The sequence below is a fragment of the Paraclostridium sp. AKS73 genome, assembly GCF_025671395.1.
Classification (GTDB): Bacteria; Bacillota; Clostridia; order Peptostreptococcales; family Peptostreptococcaceae; genus Paraclostridium; species Paraclostridium benzoelyticum.
In genome coordinates this window covers 1-5,772 of sequence record NZ_JAIXHU010000070.1, presented here as the reverse complement: position 1 = coordinate 5,772, position 5,772 = coordinate 1, and the positions used below count along the sequence as shown (strand labels likewise).

Here is a 5,772-nt window from a genome sequence, read left to right as displayed (position 1 = left end):
AAAAGAATAGAAAAATTTTCAAAAGTGAGAATTCTAACTATCTTCTGCATATATTAAAGTATAATGAAATATAAAAATAATTAAATTGCAAATAAGGAGAGGGATGAAAAATGTTACAATTCAGTGAAATGGTGTATTTTGGATATGAAGAAGAGTTAAATTATGACTATTCACCAGACTATAAAACAGAGTAAAATGAATAAAAATAAATTTATTTAAAAATTAAAAATAAATAATTGATTTGAAATTTTGAAAAATTCAAAAATTAATATTGCAAACCAAATATTGGATATGATAGAATTAACTTGATAAGTTGCAAAAATTAAAAATAAGGAGGTAAGTTATATGGAAAATGTAGTTATGTTAGATCACTTTGGATATGAAATGGAAATTGATTATGATTATTCACCAGATTATGAAGTTGAGTAATAAAAAAGTCTTTTAAAATTTTAGGAGGACAAAAGAGGTGCATACCACGAGTTTGAATACGTAAAAAGAGCTATCGATAATTTTTAGATAGCTCTTTTTTATTTAATATATAAATTAAAATTATAAATAAGATTAAAAAGTAAAATTACTTATGAAAGTTAAGACTTTACTATAATGCATAATTTTAGTAATATAGTACTAGAAAGTTATAGAAAGTTAATAATAAGGTTATTACTACTAAAAATTATTAATTAAATTAAGGAGCAACAATATTATGAATTTTAACAATAAGTATGCAAAAATAATAGGTGTAAGTGAAGATGGTATAAAAAATCTTGAATACATAGTGAATTATAAAAATAATAAAGAGATATTAGATACAGAAAAAATATCTATAAATCAAGACATAGATAAAGATTATGCAGCTAAAATTTTAGATGAAATTGAAATAGTTTTTATTACTTATAATTCAAAAGAACAAAGAACTTGTGATATAGTAAAAGCTATAAACTATATGGCAAAAGAGAGAAGAATTGTATCGATTGGAATTGATGTTAATCAAGATGAAAAGAAGGTTGAATTTGACTTTAATGCAGAGTTTGTAATGAGAGACAGTAACGCTACTTTGATATGTGAGCTAATTGATATGATGGTAGAATCTGTTTCAGAAGAATGTACTATAAATATAGATTTAACAGATTTAAAAGAAATTTTATCAAAAGAAAAAGGCTTAGCTCATGGGTTTGTAGAAAGTAATAATTCAACAAGTAAAGAAGAATTAGTAGATATGCTATTTGACACTATAATAAAAACTAATGATGAATTAACAAAGAAAAAAGGAATAGTATTTATAAGCCTTGGAAATGAGTACTGTAAAATTGAAGAAGTCTTATTTATATTAAATGAAATGTTAGAAAATATTAAAGGTAAAATTGATGAAAAATGTGACTTAATATTCACACTTGCTTTAAATGAAAATTTAAACGATAAGATAAGAATGGGAATATTATATAACTAGTTAATAAAAAATATAAGTTTTAGCAACTTAAATTTACTTTGAATTTAGGAAGCAAACTTATATTTTTTTATTTATAATAAAGTTATTTAGATTTAAAAAATATTATCTAAAATCAGCTATATTATTATCTATAGATATAAATTGAAGTATGCTATGTAAAGGAAGTTTTTTACTCTCTATTCCCATTCCAAGTTGTTCAAAAGAATGCATAGCAGACATACTATATGTTTTTAAAATGCCTTCTTCTAATTCATCTAAATGTATATATATATATTGTTTCATATCATCTATAGATTTTAAAGATTCGATTTCATCACCACGTAAAACATGTTTGAATATTTCGAAGCCTTCACCTTTAGCACCCCATAAGAAAATTCTAAAAGTAACTAAAGATCTTTCTAAATATAAACCGCAACTAATTGAATTCATATGATTTATATCTTCATATAAATGTTGGTTGAAATCTATAAAAGCACTAGGCATTATTTCAAAAACTTTATCATCGCTGTAATCTAAATCGCTTTTAGATAGTTTTTCATGGAAATCTACATATCCATTGCTTGATATTAGTACATTAGCAAATTTACTTTCTTGTAAAAATACTTTATCGCTAGTTAAAAATTCTTTTTTCATGACTTTCTCCTTTGTTGTTATAATTTACTATGATATTTTAACATATTAAAAAGATATTTCAAAATCAAATACTAAAATAGTGACTCAACATCATTTTCATCATAGCTAATCCAATCACTCATACTTCCTATATAAGTTTTAGCATTATAAGATAATTCATCCAGCAAAGCATAATTTATACAGGCTTCTATGCAGGATCCGCAATAAGTGATAACTTCTTTATTTTTTAAGATAGAAAAATTTTTATCAATGATATTTAAATCTTTAATAAAACCATTGCTATCTATATTATTATGCCAAGGTATATTTATTGCGCTAGGTATATGTCCAGGCTTTTTATAAAGTGGTTCAATTTCTCCAGTATATCTACTATTATCCCTGCAATCCACTAAAACTATGTTAGTATTTTTAATTGATTCTCGTACATAATTTATATCACATATCATACTTGTATTGGGTGATAAGGTAGAAGTTTTGGGCGGTAATAATGAAGGGATTTCATTTGTAATAGGAAGATGATTATCTTTCCATGCTTTGAAACCTCCATTTAGTATATATACATTTTTATACCCCATATGTTTTAACTGAATAAAAGCGCGTGGAGAACTATATAATTTTTCATCATAAACTATTATTGTGGAGTTAAGCTCAATTCCAAATGAAGATAATTTGTTTTGAAGAATATCATTATCAGGTAGAGGCCTAGCTCCACCATGTAATTTAGGAGAGCCACAAAGATCTTTATTTATATCAAGAAAAAAAGCATTTGGAATATGGGAATCTTTATAGGCATTATACCCTGAAAACTCATCGAATAAATCGAATCTACAATCTATTAAAAATAGAGAAATAGGATCTTTGAAATTAACTATAAAAGAACAATCAACGAAATTTTTCATGAACACACCTCCGAGATTTTTTATAACTTAATAATAACATTTAATTGGGAAAAATGTAGTTACTAAATGATATATGAACATAATTACCTAGTAGAAATAAGTATTAAAAATAAAAAATAAATAAACAAAAATATTTATAACATTAAAACTGGATATTATTATGGTTTGCAAATTAACCAGGATAAATATAAACTATTAGTGAATAGAGGAAAAAACACGGAAGGATTTATACCTTTATGGGCAAATATATCAACAAAAGAACAAGCTAAAGCAGTTAGAGATAATCTAATGGATGAAAATAAATTTAATACATGTATGCACAAACATAAAAAGGAGATTTATATGAAGTTAAAAGATAAGGTACAATCTTTACCTGAAACACCAGGCGTATATTTTATGAAAGATAAAGATAAAAATATAATTTATGTAGGAAAATCAAAAGCTTTAAAAAATAGGGTATCTCAATATTTTTTACCATCATATAATCCATCAAAAAAAATTACAAGAATGATTAAATTTATAGATGACATAGAAACAATAGAAACTGATACGGAACTAGATGCGTTGGTATTAGAATGTAAGCTTATAAAAAAACTACAACCTATGTACAATACCCTTTTAAAAAACGATAAAAAATATGCGTATTTAAAAATAAGCACCAACGAAGATTACCCATGTTTGGAATGTGTTCCAGATAATGATTGTGATGGATTATATTTTGGACCATATACATCAATTCAAAAATTAGAAAACATAGTAGAAGTCTTGAGCAAATACTTTAAATTAAGAACATGTAAAGGTAGTAATAAATTAAAATGTTGTATAAATAGTGATTTAGGATTTTGCATGGCACCATGTAAAATCCTAAACAATAAAGAGTATAGTTATTCTATAAATAAATTAATAGATACGCTTAATGGCGTAAATTTAGACTTAATAAATGATTTAAATAAAAAAATAATAGAATCAGTGAATACGTTGGATTTTGAAAGAGCGTCAAAGTACAAAGAAAACTTAGATTGTATAGAACTTATTTTAAGTAGAAGTGAAGTTATAAATTATATGAAATCAAAAAAGGTAATAATAACATCTATAGATATTGATTACACTAGAAAAAAGTGTATATAATTAAGGGAAAAGATATAATGTACTCAAAAGTAGTAAAAAAGATTTTAATGACAAAGTTTAAAAGAGCATTTCTACAAATATTTTGAAGAAAATTCTCATATTGAAAAATAAAAATTGTATAGAAAAGAAGATTTAGACATGGCTAGTACAATATATAATTACTTAAAAAGTAAATCCAAACTAGATTTTATTTAGACACTTTGGTATAATAAAATAGTTTCAGTATACTTTTTTAAAAAAGATTATCGAAACTATTTTATGGGTATAAATTAAATATTTAAAATATAATAAAAAATACTATATATAGCCCTCTTTAAAAATAAGTATAAATCAACTAATTTTAAAGAGGGTATTTTAGATAATAATATCTTATAAAGGAGACGCTATGCAAAGAATAGAATTATTAGCACCAGCAGGTGATTTAGAAAGATTAAAAACAGCATTTATATATGGAGCGGATGCCGTTTATATAGGTGGTGAAATATTTGGAATGAGATCTGCTGCTAAGAACTTCAATAAAGAAGATATGGCAGAAGGTGTTAAATTTGCGCATGAAAGAGGCAAGCAAGTATTTGTTACTGTAAATATAATACCTAGGAATGAAGAATTTGAACAGTTAGAAGCTTACTTAAAAGAACTTGAAGAAATAGGTGTAGATGCAGTTATAGTAAGTGACCCAGGAGTATTTAGCGTAGTTAAAAAAGTTGTGCCAAACATGGAAATACATATAAGTACTCAAGCTAGTACAACTAATGCTGCATCAGCTACATTTTGGTATAATCAAGGAGCAAAAAGGGTTGTTATGGCAAGAGAGCTATCTTTTGAAGAAATAAAAGAGATAAGAGACAACTCTCCGGAAGGTATGGATATAGAAGCATTTATACATGGCGCTATGTGCATGTCTTATTCAGGAAAATGTGTAATAAGTAACTATACAACAGGTAGAGATGCTAATAGAGGAGCTTGTGCACAATCTTGTAGATGGAAGTACACATTAGTTGAGGAACAAGAAAATGGAGAATATGAAAAAGTTTTAGATGACGTAGATGCAGAATTTTTCTTTAATACAAAAGATATGTGTATGATAAACTATATTCCGCAAATTATAGAAAGTGGAATAAATAGTTTTAAAATAGAGGGAAGAATGAAAACTGCATATTATGTAGCAACTACTGTTAGAGCGTATAGAATGGCTATAGATGAGTATATAAAAGATCCTGAAAATTGGGAGTTTAATCCTATGTGGTTAGAAGAACTTAAAAAAGGAAGCCATAGACATTTTAGTGAAGGATTCTATTTAGGGAAAACATCTACTAGAGATCAAAACTATGAATCTGCATCGTATGTAAGAAACTATGATTTTATAGGTGTAGTTAGAGGACATGAAGAAGAAAGTGGACTAGTTATAGTTGAACAAAGAAATAGAATGTTTGTAGGAGACGAAATAGAAATAATAGGACCATATAAAGAAACTATGTATGGCAAAATTTTAGAAATGTACAATGAAGAAAATGAGCCTATCGAATCTGCTCCACATGCAAAACAAATAGTAAAAATGAAATTAGATATACCGGTTGAAGAACATTATATGTTAAGAAAGCCAATAACAACTATAAATGTATTATAATAAAAACCAGAAGCATAAATATAGCTTCTGGTTTTTTA

Annotated in this window: 5 protein-coding genes; 3 read left to right on the top strand and 2 right to left on the bottom strand. The window is 25.8% G+C overall.

What is annotated here, in order from left to right:
- The first annotated feature begins 703 nt into the window (after nucleotides 1-703).
- Complete coding sequence (locus LEQ07_RS19370) at nucleotides 704-1,447, top strand: hypothetical protein (protein WP_046823401.1); 744 nt, start codon at nucleotides 704-706, stop codon at nucleotides 1,445-1,447.
- 102 nt (nucleotides 1,448-1,549) lie between these two features.
- On the opposite strand, the gene LEQ07_RS19365 is transcribed toward LEQ07_RS19370, so the two are convergent.
- Both LEQ07_RS19365 and LEQ07_RS19360 read right to left on the bottom strand, forming a co-directional pair.
- Entirely contained in the window at nucleotides 1,550-2,080 is a 531-nt protein-coding gene (locus LEQ07_RS19365; protein ID WP_046823402.1) for a hypothetical protein, read from the bottom strand.
- Between the two features lie 71 nt (nucleotides 2,081-2,151).
- Nucleotides 2,152-2,979 (bottom strand): sulfurtransferase, encoded by an 828-nt coding sequence (locus tag LEQ07_RS19360; protein WP_263331889.1) that lies wholly within the window; start codon nucleotides 2,977-2,979, stop codon nucleotides 2,152-2,154.
- Nucleotides 2,980-3,144: 165 nt separating this feature from the next.
- Here LEQ07_RS19360 and LEQ07_RS19355 point away from each other — a divergent pair, with 165 nt between their 5' ends.
- Both LEQ07_RS19355 and LEQ07_RS19350 read left to right on the top strand, forming a co-directional pair.
- A complete protein-coding gene (locus LEQ07_RS19355; RefSeq protein ID WP_263331888.1) occupies nucleotides 3,145-4,107 on the top strand; it encodes a GIY-YIG nuclease family protein in 963 nt (320 codons plus the stop codon).
- A gap of 385 nt (nucleotides 4,108-4,492) precedes the next feature.
- Nucleotides 4,493-5,734, top strand: a complete 1,242-nt coding sequence (locus LEQ07_RS19350) for a peptidase U32 family protein (RefSeq protein WP_046823405.1) — start codon at nucleotides 4,493-4,495, stop codon at nucleotides 5,732-5,734.
- The last annotated feature ends 38 nt before the right edge of the window (nucleotides 5,735-5,772 follow it).